The organism is Agrobacterium sp. ST15.13.013 (genome assembly GCF_027956525.1).
GTDB lineage: Bacteria > Pseudomonadota > Alphaproteobacteria > Rhizobiales > Rhizobiaceae > Agrobacterium > Agrobacterium salinitolerans.
In genome coordinates, this window is sequence record NZ_JAQKGP010000036.1 from 1 (window position 1) to 18,764 (window position 18,764).

Genomic DNA, 18,764 nt, shown 5'->3' on the forward strand with positions numbered 1-18,764 from the left:
GGTGATCTCGTCGACGGCGGCTGCCGTTTCTTCGAGCGAAGCAGCCTGCTGCTCAGTCCGTTTGGCAAGATCCTCGGCCGCCTCGGCCATCTGGTTGCCATTGCCCTGGATCATTTCGACATTGTCGCGGATCTGGCGCATCGTCGCCTGCAGCCGCATCATCGAGCCGTTGAAATCCTTCCGCAGTTGGTCGAGGGAGGGCGCGAAAGGAGTCGCAATGCGATGATCGAGCCGCCCGTCGGCCAGGTTCTTCAGGCCGGCGGCGAGTGCCGAGACCGCATGTTCCAGCTCGGCCGCGCTTTTTTCCCTGTCCGTCTCGCGGAGTTGCCTTTCCTCTTCGATCTGACGGTTACGCTGGATCGCCTCCTCCTCCATTCGCACCTTGTCGACTGCCCCCTGGCGGAAGGATTCGAGCGCCCGCGCCATGATGCCGATTTCGTCAGAACGCGAGACGGACCGGATCTCGATTGCCTGATCGCCATTGTTCAGGCGGTTCATCAGGCCTGTGATGTCCGCGAGCGGCTTCGTAAGACGGGAGGAGAAGATGTACCCGACGATACCCATTCCGAAAAGGACGGCGAGAGCGGTCAGCGCGGCCCACTTTGCAAGCTCGTTTGCCGAGGAGACGACATTAGCCTTGCTCTGGCCGATGACGAGAAGGTGCGGCTGACCAAAGAGGGTGACAGGGACGTAGGAGTAAAAATTTGAACCATGGGCCCCATCAGCGAAGACGGAGCCATTCTTCTGCTCGTTCGCGGCCTTGAGCAGCTCCGGCGGCACTCCATTTTCCGCTGCGACGTTGCCTGCTCTCAAGGTGCCGTCGGCGGCAATCAGAAACGCCTCGTCGACGCTCCGTCCCAAGCCCTCGGGCGAAATGAGCGCCAAAAGCTTTGCCGGCGCGATACGGATCACGACGGTGCCGCGCTTGACGACAGAGCCCCAGACAACGTTGGCAAGGGGTTTGGCAAGAAAAGCCGAAACATCGCTTTCCTCGCTTTTGAACGAAACGAACCCCGTCCGATACACTTGGTCGGCCGGTCCGGCGATGGATGAGGCAAACAGGGACTTCAGGGCGGCATTCTGCGAATCCTGGACGGCCGCCATGAACTCGGGTCCCTTGGTGACCGTATAGACCACCTGGCCATTGTTATCGATGACGAAGATATCGCTGAGATCGGCATTCTTCCAGGCGCTGAAGAGTGGCCCATGCACCGAGCTATGCTTGACGGCATAGAGCATCTTGACGGTCGATCCGTCGAAAGCCGCTCTTTGTGCGGGGCTCTTCGACATGTCCTGGAACGCCTCCCTTATCTTGGCATCAGACATTGCGATGGCCTTTCCGGCCTGCTCCGTCATCTCTCCGAGCGACTGGCTCTGCGCGATCTCGGTCAGCGTCTGCTCGACCCGTTCATCATAGGCCCGGAGCGCCTTCGATTGATTGGCTGCAATCGCTTCAAGGCGGATCTTGCTCGCCTCGATCAAACCGTTCTTTCCGATCTGGTAGCTCAATGCTCCGACAGACGCGCAAGAGACGATCGCTGTCCCTATGATCACCACGGCAAACTTGGCCTTAATGGATCGCATGCGGTGGGACAATTGCAAAGCATTGTGGAAAATCTGCATTTTGAATCCATTTCGAGTCAAACAGTTGCTAATCATCATCGACGACAGTTCTGAAAAATCCGTTACGGGTCATAACTTTCTTTCTATTTTCAATATGTTGCTTAGGCACGCCCTCAAGAACCTTGAGGTTTTCAGATGTTGCTTTTGTGGATTTTAGCTCAATTCTCCGGTGATATGCCCTCAATATTCCAACATTCCCACATGGAGCAGGGACAGAATCGCATTCACTCCGGACCAGGATTTCGATCGAAGGGTTCATTTTGTATGGAAGGCAAGCGCGTTGCTGATCACATAGGCAGCGATTCTCGCGCGGGCGGGATGGTCATTGCGCGGTGGAAGATCGCGTAATTTGTTTGAAAGATCCGCAAACACCACATAAATACACAAATCCAAGGACAACGTCGTCGACTTCCCGGTTCACCGTCATCCTTACAAGCATCTCGCAACCTTTTCCGAAGGCTTGCGAGATAGATCTGCCGCTTTAAGGGATTGTCAGCATCAGCGTTGCTGTCGACCCCCGCACCGACCCGAGGACGAAGCTGTCAATGTCGAGTGAAGTTCGCAAAGAAGTCATTCTCGAACGACTCGATCGTGATCAACGCGTCAGCGTTCTGGAGCTTTCGACAGAGTTCGGTGTTTCGGGTGAAACCATTCGGCGCGACCTGAAGGATCTGGAGGCCGAGGGAGCCGTTCGGCGCGTTCACGGAGGCGCTATACCGGCCGGCCGAACCGCGGATGTGCCGATTACCGACCGCATCAGATTCAATGCGCTCGAAAAGGACGCGGTCGCGCAGATGGCGCGCAACCTCATAACCGACGACTGCGCCATTTTCCTCGACACAGGCACCACCACCCTGTCCCTTGCGCGCCACCTGACTGGCTTCAAGAAGCTGCGGCTCTACACCAATTCCCTGATGATCGCGCAAGCCGCCTGCCAGCATTTCGGCGTCCGGGTCCAAATGACGCCGGGAAATCTCCGCCCGATTGAGCAGGATCTGGTCGGCTATGATACGCTGTCCTACATCCAGCAATTCCACTTTGACATGGTCTTTATGGGTGCGGCGGCAATCGCGGCGGAGTATGGCTTCATGGACTATGAAGAGGATGAAGCGCGAATTCGCCAGGCTCTGCTGAAGCAGACGGCCAGAAGCATCATGCTGGCCGATCATTCCAAGTGCGGCAAGACGGGCAATGTCATTACCGCCGCATTTTCCAGCGTTAACACATTGGTCACCGATCAACGTCCCCCGGCAAATATATTGGCGGCCGCCAAAAGGGGCGACCTCGAAATCATCCACGGTTGACCATACCGAAAGCGTCAGACCGGTGTCCGCCGTCTGAGGAAGCCCCGTGGTCAATCCCCGTGCAGGAAAGCCATGATTTGCGCATGCAGGGAGGAATTTGCCGCCGCCACGATACCGCCGCCATTTTCTGCCGGTCCCCCGTCCCAGTCCGTCACGACGCCGCCGGCCTGCTCGATGATCGGAATGAGGGCAACGATGTCGTAGGGATAGAGGCCCGCTTCCACGACGCAGTCGATCTGCCCTGCCGCAAGCATGCAATAGGCATAGCAATCGGTCCCGTAACGCGCGAGCCGCACTTGTTTTTCGAGCCGGTCGTAGCTTGCTCTCCGGTCGGCTTCGAAGATCGCCGGCGTCGTTGTGAAGAGCGTCGCGTCGGCAAGGTTCTTCGTCGCGCTGGTTGCGAGCCGCGTTTGTCCGTGCTGGCCCTCGTAGTATGCGCCGTTGCCCGTCGCATAAAACAATTCCCCGATAAAAGGCTGCGCCATCATGCCGGCCACCGCATCACCATCCCTGGTCAGCCCGACAAGCGTGCCCCAGAGCGGGATACCTGATATGAACGACCTGGTTCCGTCGATCGGATCGATGACCCAGACCAGGCCCGCATCCGCGCCTTCATTGCCGAACTCTTCGCCCAGGATGCCGTGATCGGGATATTCCGAACGGATAAGCGCTCGAAGCGCTTTCTCCGTTTCGCGGTCGGCTTCGGTGACCGGATCGAACCCGCCGGCAATCTTGTTGACGACGGCTCCCGGCAACCGGAACCGGGGCAATGTCTCGCGGGCGGCAACTGCCGCGAGGCGGCGAAGAAAATCGGGAGAGATCACCTCTTCAGTGCTTTGCATGTGTCAGACCGCCTTCAGCCATTGCGGCCACAGCGAATTGCTCATTGCGAAACGCGCGCGCATATGTTTCCAGAACCCATATTTGAAGAAGTCGAAGTCAAGACGCGAGACTTCGTTCTGCACCATCGCCCAGGTCGACCATTTGAGGTCGACGAGAGCCTTGAACAAAGCGATCCGCGCCAGAACGCCCGGATCCGCCCGGCCATAATATTCCTCGATCAGTTCCTTTTCGGTCTCCGGCGAGAAGCACATCTCGCAGAACCAAAGCGCGAGTTCCGCCGCCCGATCATTGGTGGAGGCGTATTCGAAATCGACAAGCATGACCCGGCGATCGGAATGAAGGAGGAAATTGCCGGCCAGTGTGTCGTTCATGCAGGGCGCGAGATCGAGACCCGATGCCTCGAGCGCAGCTCGCGCCTCGCGATAGCGCGCATTCATCCAGCCGAAGTCGCTCGGGAAATCGCCGCCAAGCTCCAGGACCTGCTGGAAATGTTCGTCGATCATGTCGAAGGTGGTCTTTCGCTGCGAAAGCGGTGCGGTGTCGTTGAAGGCCTTCAGCGCACGAAGACCGTTGAGGCGGATGACAGGATCAAGAAAATCGGCGTTTGTCGATGTTCTGAGCCCCTCGACGAATTCACTCACCTCGACCCCCGTTTCGGGGAAGAACTCGATGATCCGGGCGCCGACGCCCGCCTCGTGCGCCCTGCGGCCGGCTTCGTTGGCAGTTCTCCGGTCGATGAACATTTCGGTCCCAGCGCCGGGTATCTTCACGAAGAAGCTGTGCGGCGCACCTTCGACGTAAACCCGCCAGTTGGGATTGCTGATGCCCCCGGGTACTGGTTCGTAGGAAACCTCGAGGCCTCGCCAGTCCGCCACGGCTATGATGGCCTGCTCGATCGCCTGCTCGGCCTGCGATGCGCCTTCACCCAATCTCAGTCTCATCGCTCTCTCCATCAGACCTGTTTCAGCCATGTTTCAAAGCGTGGTCCTTCGATGACCGTGCGGGCTCTCAGAAGCCGCCATTCGGCGTATTTGAAGAATTCAACATGCTTGCGCGGCGAGCGTGCGGCATTGATGAAGCCCCAAAGCGCCCACATGAGATCGTCGGCCGCTCCATAAAGGCGTGCCCGCGCGAGCACGCTCGCATCCGGCTTTCCGGTTGCGATTTCAATGGCCAGCAGCGCCTCGCCATCGAATGGGAGGAGTTCGGCCAGCACGGTTCCGATATCGTACGCGGGGTCCGCCTGGCGCGCCCACTCGAAATCGACCAGCCGAACTCCGTCGTCCGGTCCGACCATGACGTTCGACGAGATGCCGTCCGCGTGGCACGGGACCGTATCGACACCTGCGGCGCCGATGGCGCCGGCAATGCGCTCGACGGCAGCAGAGACGGTGAATACCGGTGCTGGCAAGATCACATCCGCTCCTTCGGCAAGCTGCCGGTAGGCGGCAACGAGCTCGAAAACGCTGCGCGTTTCGCCAAGCCTCTCAGCCTGATGGAAGCTGCGTTTTGCCGTCAGAAGATTTTCGAGAACCCGCGGGCGGCGAAGGACATCGGCATGCCCCCACGCCCATTCCTCGCCAAGCGCTTCGAATACCAGGACGCCGCCCTCGGGAGCGGCATGGATGAGCCGCGGGGCAATGCCCAGTTCGCCTGCCTTGCGGCTGGCCTCCGCCACATGGTTCAGGGCAACAAACCGAGACATGTCATCGTGGAGACGTTTGACGAAAACCCGCGGCTGATCCGCCTTGCTTGCGAAAAAGCAGAGATTTTCGACGCCGCGGTGAATGGGCGACACCACTCCGCCAATCGGAGCTGAGAGGGTGGCGCCGGAAAGGCCGACCGCGTCGAGCGCAGCCTGAACTGCAGCATCATCCTGCATGGAACTCTCCCTCAATGATGTTGCGAAGCGTGGCGGTCAGCACCGCCAGCCCCGCCTGCACGTCCTGTGGCTCGGTCAGTTCGTCGGGATGATGGGCGATGCCATCGACGCTCGGAATGAAGATCAGCGCCGACGGGATACCACTGTTTTGCAAGGCGACAGCATCGTGGCCTGCAACCGAACGCATGGTCAATGGCTCGAAACCGCAAGAACGTGCCGTGCGATCGACGAGTGCCATTAACCGCCTGTCCATGCTGGCGGGATCGCGCAAAGTATCGGCGACGATTTCCAGCTGCGTGCCGGTTTCGGCTGCCGCCTTTTCGAGCGCGGCAAGGGCGAGCTCACCTGCCATGTCGAGTTCGGCCACGTCAGGCCCCCTGAGCTCGAACCACACAGTCGCCCGGTCGACGACAACGTTCGGCGAGTTGGGCTCGACCACGAGGCGCGCAGCGGAGCGGTGGAGGAGGGGATGGCTGGCCGCGACGACTGCTTCGAAGGCGGCAATTCCTCTTGCTGCGGCGAGAAGCGCATCTCGGCGATCGGCCATCGGCGTCGGACCCGTATGCGCTGCCCGGCCGATCCAGCGGACGGTCTTCTTGCGCGCCGCCCAGGTTCCTTCGACGACGCCGATCTTTCGGCCCGCTTCGAGAAGTTTCCGTCCCTGCTCGACATGCAGCTCGACATAGGCTTTCGGGGGAGGGGGAACAATTCCCGAACTGCCGCTGACGCCTATGGCCTCGAGCGCGCGCTTGAGGGATACGCCGTCTCCGTCGCGTAGTTCCAATGCATCGCCAAGCGCCAATGCGCCGGAGAAGACCGTGCTGCCGGTCAGGCTCGGCTGGTAGCGGGCGCCTTCCTCATTCGTCCAGTTGACCACCGCGAGGTTGTAGCGCGGTTTGCACAGTCCGCGTTGCACCTCGGCGTGAATAGCGAGCGCGGCCTGTCCGGCAGTCAGGACACCCAAGGTGCCGTCGAAACGACCGCCTCGGGGTTGGGTGTCCAGATGCGAGCCCGCAAAAATCCAGGGCGCATCCTGACCGGCCCAATCGAAGCAGGCAAACTGATTGCCGATCGCATCATTCGCGATCTGGACGGCTGCCTGTTCCATCCACACGGCAAAAACACCTCGCGCCATGCCGTCCTCGGCGCTCGCCGCGAGGCGCGTCACTCCCGCTCCGGGATGAGCACCGATGGCAGAAATTCGGTCGAAGATCGCATCGAAATCCGTCCGCCGTGTCGTCGCCGCGTCAAGCATGGATGATCTCCAGTTCTTCTGCCCGAACGGCGCCGAGGATGTCTTCCGGCGGACGCCGGTCGGTCACAAGCGCACCGATTTGCCCGAAGGGAGCGGTGATCACATTGCCGACCCTTCCAAACTTCGAATGATCGGCCAGCATGACGCTTCGCGAGGACCGCTTTATGAGGATCTGACGGATTCGCGCCTCGTCTTCTTCATAGTCCATGAAGCCATATTCGACATTGACTGCCGCGGCACCCATGAAGACCATGTCGAAGTGGAACTGCTGGATGTAGGATAGCGTGTCATAGCCGACCAGGTCCTGCTCGACCGGTCGCAGATTTCCAGGCGTCACGTGCACGCTGACGCCGAAATGCTGGCAGGCGGCTTGTGCAATCATCAGGGAATTCGTGTAGAGCCGAAGCTTCTTGAAGCCGATCAGCCGGCGCGCGAGCGCAAGCGTCGTCGTGCCGGTATCGAGGAAGATCACACAGTCGTCATTGATCAGGTTGCGCGCCACGCCGGCAACCGCATCCTTCTCAGTCGAGTTGAGCTTGATGCGCTCGGTAATCGGCGTGTCGGCTGTGCGGCCGGCTGGAATTGCGCCGCCATGCACGCGGCGCACAGCACCTTCTGCTTCGAGGTTCTTCAGATCGCGGCGAATGGTTTCGCCCGAAACGCCGAACTCTGCTGAAAGCTCGACAACGCTGACGCGCTGATCACGGCCGAGACGCTCCAGGATGATCTCCTTGCGGATCTCACTGGACATGGACCGCCTCGTCCTCATGCCGATGCAGGCAGGCTGCGTAATTCCCGCCATCAGAACCCACAAGCATCGGATCGGTCTTTTCGCAGTCGCTCTGCGCGCGCGGGCAGCGCGAACGGAACGAGCAGCCGACCGGAAGATGAATGGGGCTCGGGGGCTCGCCATCGAGCAGATATTGCGCGCCCGGGAAACGGTTTTCCTCCAGCGTCGGCATGGCGCTCAGCAGCGCCCGCGTATACGGGTGGTGCGGATGTTCAAAAAGCGTCGTGTTGTCAGCCAGTTCGACGATGCGCCCTAGATACATGACCGCCACGCGGTGACAGATACGACGGACCAGCGCCAGGTCGTGAGATATGAAAATGTAGGAAAACCCGTGTGCCGCCTGGAGCCGTTTGAAGAGATCGAGGAGCTCGGCCTGCTCGACCTGGTCGAGCGCCGACAAGGTCTCGTCAAGGATCAAGAGGCGCGGCTTCAGCACCAGGGCTCGAGCAATGTTGATGCGCTGGCGCTGCCCGGCGCTAAGCCCCACAGGCAATCGTTCGGCGAGGTCCGCATGAAGGCCGACTTCGCGCATGGCCTCCTGCGCGCGCTGCTCGGCATCACGCCGGCCGACGCCGTGGATCAGAAGCGGCTCCTCGATCATGCGTATGATCGACATGCCCGCCGGCAGCGATCCATAGGGGTCCTGCAGCAGAAGCTGGAACGATTTGCGCATCTCCGTCAACGAACGAGCAGAGAGACTCGAGAGGTTCTTCCCGAGGAACGCAATGCGACCGGCATTTGGCTGTTCGAGCCAGGCAAGCAGGCGCGTAAGCGTGGATTTGCCGCAACCGCTTTCCCCGACGATGCCAAAATTTTCACCCGCCTTGACGGTAAAGGACACGTCCCGAACCGCCTTGACTTCGTTGAAGGCATTGAACGCATCGCGCCGGCGCACGCTATAGGTTCGGGTTGCATTTTCGACGGTCAGGACAGCCTCACCGTCTTTTGCTTCCGGCGCCGACACGTTCTTCCAGATCGATGGAATGCGCGAGAGGAGGGCGCGCGTATAGGCTTGCTGCGGGTTGGCAGCAATATCGGCAGTCTTGCCCCGTTCGACGATGCGGCCGCCTTGCATGACGAGCGTTCGCTCGGCAATCTGTGACACCACCGGTAACGACGAAGAGATAAACAGGAACGCCGTGTCGAGGCTTTGCCTGAGGCTGTCGATAAGCCGGATAATCTGGGCTGCGACCGTTACATCGAGCGGCTGCGTAATATTGTCGGCGATAACAAGCGATGGCTCGGAAACGAGCGCATCGACAATCATCACGCGCTGCATCATACCGCCGGAGAATTGGAAGGGCGCCTCGTGGAAGCGAGAGCGCGGTGAGGGAATATGCACCCGGCCAAGGAGATCGAGAACTTTTTCCTTCGCTTCCGCCTTACCGATATCAGGCCGGACAGATCGAAGCTTCTCGACGATCTGATGGCCGATCGGCAGCCTCGGATCAAGCGAACCCATGGGGTTTGCACCGATGAAGCCAATGCGGTTTCCTCTGATCGACCGAAGACCCCGCGCATCGAGGGAGAGGACGTCCTTTCCTTCAAAAATCACCTGACCGGAAGAGATTTCCAGCGGTGCTTGAATGGCGTTCACCATGGCACGCGCCAGCACCGACTTGCCCGATCCGGCTTCGCCGACGAGGCCGAGAACTTCGCCTGGCTGGAGCGCAAAGTCCACATTGTCGACGATGCGCCGTTTGCCGCCATCCCGCAGGAGATCGACCGAGAGATTGGAGACAGCTAGGATTGGATCACTCATTTACGCATCCCCTCTCAGAACCGCATTGCGCGCGCGCTCCAACGCCGAACCCATCAGATTGAGGCAGGTCAGCGATATCAGCAGGAACAGACCGGGCATCGTCGCGATCCACCATGCGTTCAGCAGATACTTTCGTGAATCCGCGATCACGTTGCCGAATGTCGGTGTCGGCGGCTGAACCCCGAGACCGAGAAAGCCGAGGATCGACTCGAAGATCATCATGCGGGCGATATCGAGCACAGCGACGAAGGCGATCGGAGGCAGAACGACAGGCGCCACAAACAACAGCATGATGCGAAGGTCCGAGGCACCGAGAACCCTCTCACCGAGAACATAGCCGCGATTGCGTTCGCCGAGCGCCACGGATCTCGCGACGCGGGCATAGAGCGGCCAGCCGGAGAGGCCAAGCACGAGGATGATCGCAGGCACGGTCGGGCGTGACACGCCGAGAATGGTGATGGCAAGAATGATCATCGGAATTGACAGCTGAGCATCGGTCAGCCGCATGATGACCGTATCGAGCCAACCACCACGAAAACCGGCAAGAAGACCGAGACTGCAGCCGACGATGAACATCAGAACCACGGTCGTCACGCCGATGAACAGCGAATAACACAGTCCGACGAGACAGCGCATCAGAACGTCACGGCCGAGTTGATCGGTACCGAGCACATAAGGCCATTGCCAGCCCTCGGAAGGGAATGGCGGAATAAACTTGTGGCTGTAGGCCATCTTGAGCGGATCAACCGAACTGACAAATGGCAGGAGAATCGCAAGTCCAAGCAGCAATCCGAAGCCGATGAGGCCAATGCGAAAGTCGAGGCGCCCCACGGCAATTTGCAACATGCGTCTGGTCGGTGTGGTGCCGCGCTTGACGACGGTGCGCTCGGTGGCGCTCAATTCTACGATATCGGTCATCTCAGTATTCCAGTCTCGGATCGATGGTCATCGCGATAAGATCGACCAGGATGTTGATCACCACGAACATCACGGAAATGAAGATCGCGACGCCCTGGATGAGCGGAAAGTCGCGCTGTTGAACGGCATTGATCGTCAGGAGCCCAAGGCCCGGATAGTCGAAGATGAACTCGACCACGAGGACGCCGCCCAGAAGCATGCCGAGTTGCACACCCAGCAAGTTGATCAACGGGACCGCGGAATTGCCCAGCACATGCGAGAAGATCGTGCGCCCGCGGCTCAGGCCTCTAACAGCAGCAAGCTGAATGAAGTCTTCGCGCAACACCTGAGCGACAGAAACGGTCAACGTACGCAGGATGAACGGCGCAATCTCCACCGCGAGCACGATCGCGGGCAGAATGGTGTATTCGAAGCCGTTGTAGCCGATCGCGGGCAGAAGCCTGAGCTTCACCGACAGAAAGAGCGTCAGCACGATGCCCAGCCAGAAGTTCGGGGTCGAGACGAAGATCGACCCCAATGCGAGCGCGAGTTTGTCGGGCCAGCGACCCTGATAGAGCCCGCCGGCAAGGCCGAGCGGAACAGCAACGAGCAACGCGATGACCAGTGCGACGGCTGCGAGCTGCAGGGTCATCGGGAGTGTATCGAGAATGAGATCTAGGACCTTCGCCCGCTCTTCGCGTGTCGGGTCGTTATAGGCCGAGCCGGCCAGGCTCGCCCCGCTCTTCGGCCTGACGAACGACGTGCCAAGATCGCCGGTCGCCAAATGGCCAAGATAGGAGACGAATTGCAGCGGGATGGCCCGATCGAGACCAAGTTCCTTTGCCTTCATCGCCACGACCGCATCAGGGGCCATGCCGCCGACGATAAGGCGCGCGGGGTCACCCGGCACCACACGCAACAGCGTGAAGATGATGAATATGACGAGAAGGATGATCAGGCCCCCCTGCAGAAGCCGTCTCATCAGGAATGATAGAAGGAACATGTACTTACCCTAGTCTGTCGGGGCCAAGGCGGCCACTGCCAGGCAGTGGCCGCAGCGCTGGATCAGGCCAATGTCGCCTTGTTGGCGTCCATCATACCATTCGGGTAGATGTAGAGACCACTCAGGCCATCACGCATGCCGTGGATGAAAACGGACGTGAAGAGAGAAAATGATGGCGTCTTCTCCGCCAGCAACGGCATCAGCTCGGTCTGAATGACCTTCTTGCGTTCCTCGGGCTTTGAGGCGTTGCGCTCTTTGTCGAGGGCAGCATCGATTTCCGGATCCTGGATGCCGCAGATGCGGTGCGTCGTCGAGTGGAAATGGGTCCTCAGCACCAGATCGGGTTCCGGCGAACCCGTCGACCAGCCGCAGTCGATCATATGACCGGGCCCGCCGCCGGGACGATCGTAGAGCGCGTCACCCCAGGCCGCGACTTCCATGACGTTGAGCTTGACGGGGAAGCCCTGTTCCTGAAGCATCGCCGTGATGGCCTCGGCATATTCCTTGGTCTTCGGGTAGAAGCCGACCGACGTGATGTATTCGAGTTCGGGCAGACCTTCGCCCTTCGGGAAGCCGGCTTCCGCCAAAAGCTTCTGGCACTGGTCCGGATCGAACTTCGGATAGTTCGGGATATCGACATAGCCGAACTTGACCGGAGACACGTAGCAGTTCGACGCGTGACCGGAAACGCCGAGAATATCGTCGATCACCGACCGGTCGATCGCGTGGCACACGGCGCGACGCAGTCTCCAGTCGTTGAAGGGCGGCTTCGAGCAACGGAACCAAAGATACTTGTTCTCGACCGAGATCGCCTTGTGAAGCTGGAAGCCGCCGGTCTTTTCGATCGTTTCGACCTGTTCGGCTTCAAGGCGTTCGATAAGGTCGGCCTCGCCATTCAGAAGCGCCAGTGTCCGGGTCGTCGCATCGCCGACGAAGCTGAAATGCAGTCCGGGAATCGTCGGCTTGCCGAGGTAGAAATTGTCGAAGGCCTCGAGAACGGTCGTGTTGCCGTCCTGCTTGACGAACTTGAAACCACCGGTGCCGTTCGGCCGGGCAGAGAGCGTCTTCGGGTCGGCGACGTCCTTTGCCGACATGATCGGCAGGAAGGAGGACAGGAACCAGAAAAGGCTTGCGGGGTAGCCGGCCTTGTCGGTCTTGACGCGCGCGACGTAATCGCTGACGACTTCGACTTCACAGGGACCGGGATACCAGGCGGCCGGTCGGTCGGGGCGACTTGCATACTCGAATGTCGCCTTGACGTCTTCGGCCCTGAACGGCTTGCCGTCGTGGAAGGTGACGCCTTCGCGCAGCTTGAATTCGAGCGTGTGCTCGTCGATCAGCTTCATCTCGGTCGCCAGTTCCATGACGAGCTCGTCAGGCTTTTCCGGCGTCATCGGTGCGCGGGTTAGATAACCGAACACAAAGCTCTCAAGGTTGATCTGCGCCAGCGTCGTGTGAGAAGACGGATCCCAGTTGCCGGTCAGAGTTTCGGCCGAGAGAAATTTAAGGACCTTGTTTTCCGCGGCATTGGCCGGGTTGACCAGGAACTTAGTATTGAGGATAGGCATGCCAAGTGCGATGCCCGCAAGCGCCGAACTCTTTAAGAGCGATCTTCTATTGAACTCCATGACGACATCTCCACAGTTGATTTGCTGGGCGTTCCCCACCCCATCTTGTCGCCAGCAACGACAAGTGGAGGATTGTTGTTTTTGAAAAGATGGTCCTCGGCCTGCTGGCAGAATGCCATGACAAGCGCATCGGCGTGGCGACGGCCGACGACCTGCAGGCCAACGGGCAACCCGTTGACGGTCAGGCCGCAAGGCAACGAGGCTGCCGGGTTGCCGGAAAGATTGAAGGGATATGTAAAGGGCGTCCAGCCCGTCCACGCGAGGACTTCCGAGGGCGATTGGAACCCTTCGGGCGCCTCCCGATCCGCCGCAAACGGCTCGACCGGGATGGTTGGCAAGAGGAGCAGGTCGACGTCCTCAAAGAGTGCGTGCACGCGACCAGCAAATTCCGCGCGCGCTTTCGCAGCCGAGAGATAATCCTTAAGATCGTAGCGTGCCGACGCTTCGACGAGCGCACGGAAACCGCTGCCAAAATCGGAAAGATCCGACTGGGACCCATAGGCGACGCCCCGGCCGGCAACCCAGAGTGTCTCGAAGATACGGATCGGATCTTCCCAGTCCGGGGAAACCGAACGAACATCGATAGTGAGCGCCTTGGTGAGCGCATCGACCGCTTCGCGCACGACCCGGTCGATTTCCGGCGCGACTTTGAACCCGAAGAGGCTTGGTGCAAAACCAATCCGGAGGGACTTTGTCGATCGCGTTTCAGTGTAATCTGCTCCGTCGTCCGGCAGCGCCTGATGGTCTCGCGGATCGGGCCCCTTGGCAATATTGAACAAGAAAGCGCTATCCTTTGCCGTGACGCTCATCGGACCGGCGTGGGACAGCATCTCCGTCGCGCTCCAGGGCCAAGCCGGAACGCGCCCCAGCGAGCCCTTCATGGCAAACACACCGCAGAAAGCTGCCGGGATGCGCACGGAACCGCCACCATCGGACCCCAATGTGAAGGGAACCATTCGGGCCGCGAGCGCAGCACCCGAACCCGAGCTCGAACCACCACTTGTGAGCTTGGGGTCCCATGGATTGCGCGTCGGGCCATAGAATTCGGAAAAGCCGGAACCGGACCACCCCATTTCGGTAGTTGTCGTCTTGCCGATGATGATAGATCCGGCGTCAATCATCCTCTGGACGATCGGCGCCGTCATCTTGGGAGCGAAATCCTTATAGGCACGAGATCCGCGCTGGCATAGCTGCCCTTCCACGAAGAAGAGGTCCTTCACGCCCATCGGGATACCATGAAGAGGACCACGGAACCGACCTTCGGCTGCCTCGCGATCGCAGGCCCTCGCTTCTTTGAGGGCCTGTTCTTCAAACACCTGGCTGAAGGCATTGACGATGGGGTTCAGCCGCGCAATGCGCGCCAGGCATTCCTGAACGAGCGCTTCGGATGTGAGCTTGCCGGAAACAATTGCTGAGCTGAGCGAAAGAACTGAAAAATCCACGATTGCGATCTCCTTGGAATGTGGATTTATGTGGATATTTTGCGTTTGTCAACACACCCGATGAGGGTTTTTCAATTTCCGTAGCTAAGAAAATCGCCATGAGAGTGATCGCGGCTGACAGCACAAGCGTCGGCACAGGATGGGAATTGGATAAAATGCTCTGAGGATCTGCCTTACAAAAAGGCATATTTTGCAGGCATTTTGCCCATGTTTTCGGCAACAGTTAGAAATCGGCGTAGCGAACGAGGGGCCGTGACGTGGCGAAACCTCCACCGCGACAGAGGGCTACTTTATGCAATGTTGATATCATGTTGCTTTTATTGTTTTCGTTGTTATTGTGTGGATATCAACGGAGACTGTTATGGGTAAATTGTCGTTGCTCGCCCCTGGCGAGTCTGCAATCGCGATCGAAAACAAGGCCGCGCTCGGCAAGTTTGTAATCGTATGCGAGCATGCTTCACACCTGATCCCGCCTTCACTCGGCGACCTCGGCCTTGATGCGTCTGCGCGTTCAAGTCATATCGCCTGGGATCCGGGCGCCCTGGAACTCGCACGATATCTTTCGTCATCTCTCGATGCGGTCCTCTATTACCAGCGCTTTTCGCGGCTCGTTTACGACTGCAATCGCCCGCCGGAGGCAGTGTCTGCAATTGTTGGCAAAAGCGAGATCTATGACGTTCCGGGAAATCAGAGCATGCCGGAAGCAGATCGCCTGACGCGGATCAACGAGATTTATCTACCCTTTCGTGATGGACTGTCCGAAATTCTCGCCTCTCGCAAGGCCCAGGGGCGCGGGACGATGCTCGTCACAGTCCATAGTTTCACCCCCGTCTATTTCGGCAAGAAGCGCGAGGTCGAGATCGGGATATTGCACGACAGCGACACGACGCTCGCAGATGCAATTCTCGCGGAATTCGAAGGGGCCGATCGCAAGTATGTCGTCATGCGCAACCAGCCATACGGTCCAGCCGATGGGGTCACGCACACGCTCGTCGAGCACGGCATCGCGAACGGTATTCCAAATGTCATGATAGAGGTGAGAAATGACCTCCTGGTGGCCGCGGATGACCAAGCTGCGGTTGGCAGCTATCTCTCCAGGCTCATTGGAAAGGCAGCCTCGACAGTGAAGGCCGGGCAAACGGTCAGTTGAAGCCGCCTCGGGCAATCGAGTTCCGAACGCCTCATGATCCATGGCGGATCCGAAATGCTTCGGTCACGGCTTGCATCGTCCGGAGGCACCTTAGGAGCACAAGCCCTTCGATGAATGGACCGCGCGCGCCCAAGCCAGGAGTGGCATGGATCGTGCATAGCTTTCAGGAGGCATGGCGCCCGCACTGCCCAGTTCGGGCTGGACTTACAATCTTGAAGGTAGCTTCGCCCTTGCGCAAGAAATGGGCTGCCTGATACCCACGAGCGGAGATAAAATGTATTCGATCATACTTGGACGCGAGCGCCATGTCTTCGCCGACCTGAAATCGGTCATGGCCTGTGCCTCGCCACTCAAGTCAGGCGATGTGCTTGCGGGGGTTGCAGCGTCAAGCAACGAGCGGCGGGTCGCTGCCCGCTGCCTGCTTGCCGACATGCCGCTCAAGACATTCCTGGAGGATCTGTTGATCCCCTACGAAGTCGACGAGGTCAGCCGGTTGATCATCGATCGCCACGACCCAATTGCCTTCGCGCCAGTTTCACATATGACGGTCGGCGAGTTTCGCAATTGGCTTCTCTCCTACGACGCGACAACCGAAAGGCTGGCAGCACTTGCGACGGGCCTCACGCCGGAAATGGTCGCGGCGGTCTCCAAGATCATGCGCAATCACGATCTGATCACCGTTGCCGGTAAATGTAACGTGGTCACTGCCTTCCGCTCCACCATCGGCCTGCCGGGCAGGCTGTCGAGCCGGCTCCAGCCCAACCACCCGACCGACGATCCAGAAGGCGTCGCCGGTTCGACACTCGACGGCCTTCTCTACGGAATCGGCGATGCGGTGATCGGCATAAATCCCGCCACCGACAACCTCGATGCCTGCACCAGGTTGATGGTCCTTTTCGACCGGCTGCGCGAGCGGTTCGAGATTCCCACCCAATCCTGCGTGCTGACTCATGTCACCACTTCCATCAAGGCGATCGAGGCCGGGGCGCCGCTCGATCTTGTGTTCCAGTCGATTGCCGGCACTGAGGCTGCCAACAATGGTTTCGGCGTCGATCTCGCCGTTCTCAGGGAAGGCAATGACGCCGCGCTGTCGATGAAGCGCGGCAGCGTCGGAAACAACGTGATGTATCTGGAGACCGGTCAGGGCAGCGCTCTTTCGGCAGATGCACATCACGGCGTGGATGAACAGACGGTCGAGGTGCGGGCTTACGCAGTCGCACGTGAACTCCGCCCGCTGCTCGTCAACACCGTGGTCGGTTTCATCGGACCGGAATATCTGTTCGACGCCAAACAGATCATTCGCGCCGGGCTAGAGGATCATTTCTGCGGAAAACTGCTCGGTGTGCCGATGGGGGTCGATGTCTGCTATACCAACCATGCCGAGGCAGACCAGGACGACATGGACAATCTGATGGTGCTATTGACTGTCGCGGGCGTCAGTTTCATGATTGCCGTGCCCGGCGCTGATGACGTCATGCTTAACTACCAGAGCCTGTCTTATCACGATATTGTCGGCCTCAGGCATCAGTTCAATCGTCCGCCGGCGCCCGAATTTGAGGCTTGGCTCAATCGCATGGGCATGCTTGATCACTCGGGCCGGCTGGCGCCCGCCAGCGCCTCGGGCCAATTCTCTCGCAATCTCTTGAGCTACGGGGTGTCCGCATGAGTTGGGGTCGAGACCCGTTTGAGCGCTTCCGCCATTCGACACGCGCCCGGATTGGACTCGGTAGAGCGGGCGACGCGTTGCCGACCTCGGCAATTCTGGATTTCCAGCTGGCCCATGCGAAGGCCAGGGACGCCGTGCACGGTCAAGTGGATTTTGTCGCCCTCGCCAAGCAGCTTGCACCGGTATCAACGATCCGGATCAGGTCCTGCGCCACGGATCGTACCATCTACTTGTCGCGCCCGGATCTGGGTCGCCAGCCGCTTGCAGCCGATCTTCCAATGCCAGGGGATAGCCATGACATCGCGTTCGTCATCGCGGACGGGCTTTCCGCCTCGGCGGTCGAGCGTCATGCCGTTCCGCTTTTCAAGGCATGCATGAAGCGTCTTGGCGGCTTCAGTGTCGCCCCGGTGATTTTGGGCGAACAGGCGCGGGTAGCATTCGGCGACGAGGCGGCGGCGGCGTTCGGTGCGGAGGTTGCAATCGTCCTGATCGGCGAGAGACCGGGGTTAAGCGTGCCTGACAGTCTGGGTGCCTACATCACCTTCCGCCCCCAGGCAGGACGGCGCGACAGCGAGCGTAACTGCATTTCGAATATTCACGCCGACGGGCTCGGCTACGAGATTGCCGCGGATAAGATCGCCTGGATCGTCCGGGAGGCGCTGCGCTTGCAGTTGAGCGGTGTGGCGCTTAAGGAGGGTGCCGAGAGTTCGGCAAAAATCTCTTCGAACCCTGGGCAAGAATGAAGCCTGAGGCGCGATCACCGAGGGCTGTCCTGACGCTCCCCTCTCGTTCGGTGGGCGAGCCTCTTGGAATCACCCCGAGTGCGAAAGGTTCACCGTTCGGATCGGGGAGGGCAACTCGGAACTCTTGCCTAGCCACCTGCTTGACGGCAGCTTTGTCGGCAATGGCCTTGGTCACACCCGACGCCATCCGCGGTGCTGGGGAGGCAAACCGGGCGAGAGGTCCGACCGGCCGACGAGATCGCAAAGCCGTGCGGCCTCACCCCGCGCGCGAGGCGCTCGCCGCGTTGCTCGCTTTGCCATCGCTGCATTCTGCTGATGATTTGGTCTATCAGGTTGACTGCCGTATTGACCTCGGCAAGGCGGACCGACTGTTCGCGTGCCGACGTCGCGCTCGAGTCCGCGTCATGATTTACCGTGACGATATAGCCTTCGATGGTCTTCAGCACCTGACCGGTTTCGCTCGCCAGCTTGACGCCACTCTGGACTTCCGCAGGCGTGAACTGCGCCCAGCGCTCTGCGAGAGTGTGGTCGCACGGGGTGCAATCAAGCTCCAGGAGACGATCATGAAGCTTCCCAGAGTCATTACGACAATAAGACCGAAATCCGCACAGAGGTGCAATATTCGTGTTCCTTGAGTTAAGCCGAGCGACATGGTTGGTCACATCATTGTCGGTAGGTGGCGGTGAGAAGATCTCGAAGCATACGGTTCAGCACGCAGACGTCGGCGGACTGTTGTCGCGCTTCGCCTAAAGGCATGAAAGTCGCGTTTCAACGAA

Annotated in this window: 15 protein-coding genes and 1 pseudogene; 5 read left to right on the plus strand and 11 right to left on the minus strand. The window is 59.6% G+C overall.

Features of this window, described 5'->3' with window-relative positions; genetic code table 11:
• A partial coding sequence (locus PL597_RS23955) for a PDC sensor domain-containing protein (protein WP_269835383.1) occupies positions 1–1,509 on the minus strand: 1,509 nt, incomplete at its 3' end.
• A 659-nt stretch (positions 1,510–2,168) separates the two neighbouring features.
• Between PL597_RS23955 and PL597_RS23960 the strand changes: the two genes are divergently transcribed.
• Positions 2,169–2,927 (plus strand): DeoR/GlpR family DNA-binding transcription regulator, encoded by a 759-nt coding sequence (locus PL597_RS23960; RefSeq protein ID WP_077768146.1) that lies wholly within the window; start codon positions 2,169–2,171, stop codon positions 2,925–2,927.
• A gap of 50 nt (positions 2,928–2,977) precedes the next feature.
• Here PL597_RS23960 and hisN read toward each other — a convergent pair whose 3' ends face one another.
• From hisN to PL597_RS24010, 10 genes are all read right to left on the minus strand, one after another.
• Positions 2,978–3,769, minus strand: a complete 792-nt coding sequence (gene hisN, locus PL597_RS23965; protein ID WP_012475953.1) for a histidinol-phosphatase — start codon at positions 3,767–3,769, stop codon at positions 2,978–2,980.
• 3 nt (positions 3,770–3,772) lie between these two features.
• On the minus strand, positions 3,773–4,711 hold the full coding sequence (locus tag PL597_RS23970; protein ID WP_077768147.1) for a choline/ethanolamine kinase family protein: 939 nt from the start codon (positions 4,709–4,711) through the stop codon (positions 3,773–3,775).
• A gap of 11 nt (positions 4,712–4,722) precedes the next feature.
• Positions 4,723–5,652, minus strand: coding sequence for a phosphotransferase (locus tag PL597_RS23975; protein WP_012475951.1), 930 nt, complete (start codon positions 5,650–5,652; stop codon positions 4,723–4,725).
• On the minus strand, positions 5,642–6,907 hold the full coding sequence (locus PL597_RS23980) for a Zn-dependent hydrolase (protein ID WP_012475950.1): 1,266 nt from the start codon (positions 6,905–6,907) through the stop codon (positions 5,642–5,644). Before PL597_RS23980 ends, PL597_RS23975 begins: the two co-directional genes overlap by 11 nt.
• Positions 6,900–7,658 carry a DeoR/GlpR family DNA-binding transcription regulator gene (locus PL597_RS23985; protein ID WP_161596387.1) on the minus strand — a complete coding sequence of 253 codons (759 nt, stop codon included), beginning with the start codon at positions 7,656–7,658 and terminating at the stop codon, positions 6,900–6,902. Before PL597_RS23985 ends, PL597_RS23980 begins: the two co-directional genes overlap by 8 nt.
• A complete protein-coding gene (locus PL597_RS23990; RefSeq protein ID WP_077768149.1) occupies positions 7,648–9,459 on the minus strand; it encodes a dipeptide ABC transporter ATP-binding protein in 1,812 nt (603 codons plus the stop codon). The genes PL597_RS23985 and PL597_RS23990 overlap by 11 nt, the downstream gene beginning before the upstream one ends.
• Positions 9,460–10,377, minus strand: a complete 918-nt coding sequence (locus PL597_RS23995) for an ABC transporter permease (RefSeq protein WP_012475948.1) — start codon at positions 10,375–10,377, stop codon at positions 9,460–9,462.
• Position 10,378: 1 nt separating this feature from the next.
• Complete coding sequence (locus tag PL597_RS24000) at positions 10,379–11,359, minus strand: ABC transporter permease (RefSeq protein ID WP_077768150.1); 981 nt, start codon at positions 11,357–11,359, stop codon at positions 10,379–10,381.
• A gap of 62 nt (positions 11,360–11,421) precedes the next feature.
• The gene (locus tag PL597_RS24005; protein WP_012475946.1) at positions 11,422–12,987 is read right to left on the minus strand and encodes an ABC transporter substrate-binding protein; all 1,566 of its coding nucleotides are present in this window, start codon (positions 12,985–12,987) and stop codon (positions 11,422–11,424) included.
• Positions 12,960–14,429, minus strand: a complete 1,470-nt coding sequence (locus tag PL597_RS24010) for an amidase (protein ID WP_202048391.1) — start codon at positions 14,427–14,429, stop codon at positions 12,960–12,962. The genes PL597_RS24005 and PL597_RS24010 overlap by 28 nt, the downstream gene beginning before the upstream one ends.
• A 361-nt stretch (positions 14,430–14,790) precedes the next feature.
• Here PL597_RS24010 and PL597_RS24015 point away from each other — a divergent pair, with 361 nt between their 5' ends.
• The 4 genes and pseudogenes from PL597_RS24015 to PL597_RS24030 form a co-directional block, all read left to right on the plus strand.
• On the plus strand, positions 14,791–15,579 hold the full coding sequence (locus tag PL597_RS24015; RefSeq protein WP_012475944.1) for an N-formylglutamate amidohydrolase: 789 nt from the start codon (positions 14,791–14,793) through the stop codon (positions 15,577–15,579).
• A gap of 274 nt (positions 15,580–15,853) precedes the next feature.
• Positions 15,854–17,245: an ethanolamine ammonia-lyase subunit EutB gene (locus PL597_RS24020; protein ID WP_012475943.1), complete on the plus strand. Its 1,392-nt coding sequence runs from the start codon at positions 15,854–15,856 to the stop codon at positions 17,243–17,245.
• Entirely contained in the window at positions 17,242–17,988 is a 747-nt protein-coding gene (eutC, locus tag PL597_RS24025) for an ethanolamine ammonia-lyase subunit EutC (protein WP_012475942.1), read from the plus strand. The genes PL597_RS24020 and eutC overlap by 4 nt, the downstream gene beginning before the upstream one ends.
• A 618-nt stretch (positions 17,989–18,606) precedes the next feature.
• Positions 18,607–18,735 (plus strand): annotated as a pseudogene (locus PL597_RS24030) (IS110 family transposase); the annotation flags it as partial.
• Between the last annotated feature and the right edge of the window lie 29 nt (positions 18,736–18,764).

Excerpts from the sequence above, each read along its gene's own strand:
- eutC (WP_012475942.1), top strand. The coding sequence starts at position 17,242 with ATGAGTTGGGGTCGAGACCCGTTTGAGCGCTTCCGCCATTCGACACGC.
- PL597_RS23960 (WP_077768146.1), top strand. The coding sequence starts at position 2,169 with ATGTCGAGTGAAGTTCGCAAAGAAGTCATTCTCGAACGACTCGATCGT.
- PL597_RS24000 (WP_077768150.1), bottom strand. The coding sequence starts at position 11,359 with ATGTTCCTTCTATCATTCCTGATGAGACGGCTTCTGCAGGGGGGCCTG.
- PL597_RS23980 (WP_012475950.1), bottom strand. The coding sequence starts at position 6,907 with ATGCTTGACGCGGCGACGACACGGCGGACGGATTTCGATGCGATCTTC.
- PL597_RS23975 (WP_012475951.1), bottom strand. The coding sequence starts at position 5,652 with ATGCAGGATGATGCTGCAGTTCAGGCTGCGCTCGACGCGGTCGGCCTT.
- PL597_RS23985 (WP_161596387.1), bottom strand. The coding sequence starts at position 7,658 with ATGTCCAGTGAGATCCGCAAGGAGATCATCCTGGAGCGTCTCGGCCGT.
- PL597_RS23995 (WP_012475948.1), bottom strand. The coding sequence starts at position 10,377 with ATGACCGATATCGTAGAATTGAGCGCCACCGAGCGCACCGTCGTCAAG.
- hisN (WP_012475953.1), bottom strand. The coding sequence starts at position 3,769 with ATGCAAAGCACTGAAGAGGTGATCTCTCCCGATTTTCTTCGCCGCCTC.
- PL597_RS23970 (WP_077768147.1), bottom strand. The coding sequence starts at position 4,711 with ATGAGACTGAGATTGGGTGAAGGCGCATCGCAGGCCGAGCAGGCGATC.
- PL597_RS24015 (WP_012475944.1), top strand. The coding sequence starts at position 14,791 with ATGGGTAAATTGTCGTTGCTCGCCCCTGGCGAGTCTGCAATCGCGATC.
- PL597_RS24020 (WP_012475943.1), top strand. The coding sequence starts at position 15,854 with ATGTATTCGATCATACTTGGACGCGAGCGCCATGTCTTCGCCGACCTG.
- PL597_RS24005 (WP_012475946.1), bottom strand. The coding sequence starts at position 12,987 with ATGGAGTTCAATAGAAGATCGCTCTTAAAGAGTTCGGCGCTTGCGGGC.
- PL597_RS23990 (WP_077768149.1), bottom strand. The coding sequence starts at position 9,459 with ATGAGTGATCCAATCCTAGCTGTCTCCAATCTCTCGGTCGATCTCCTG.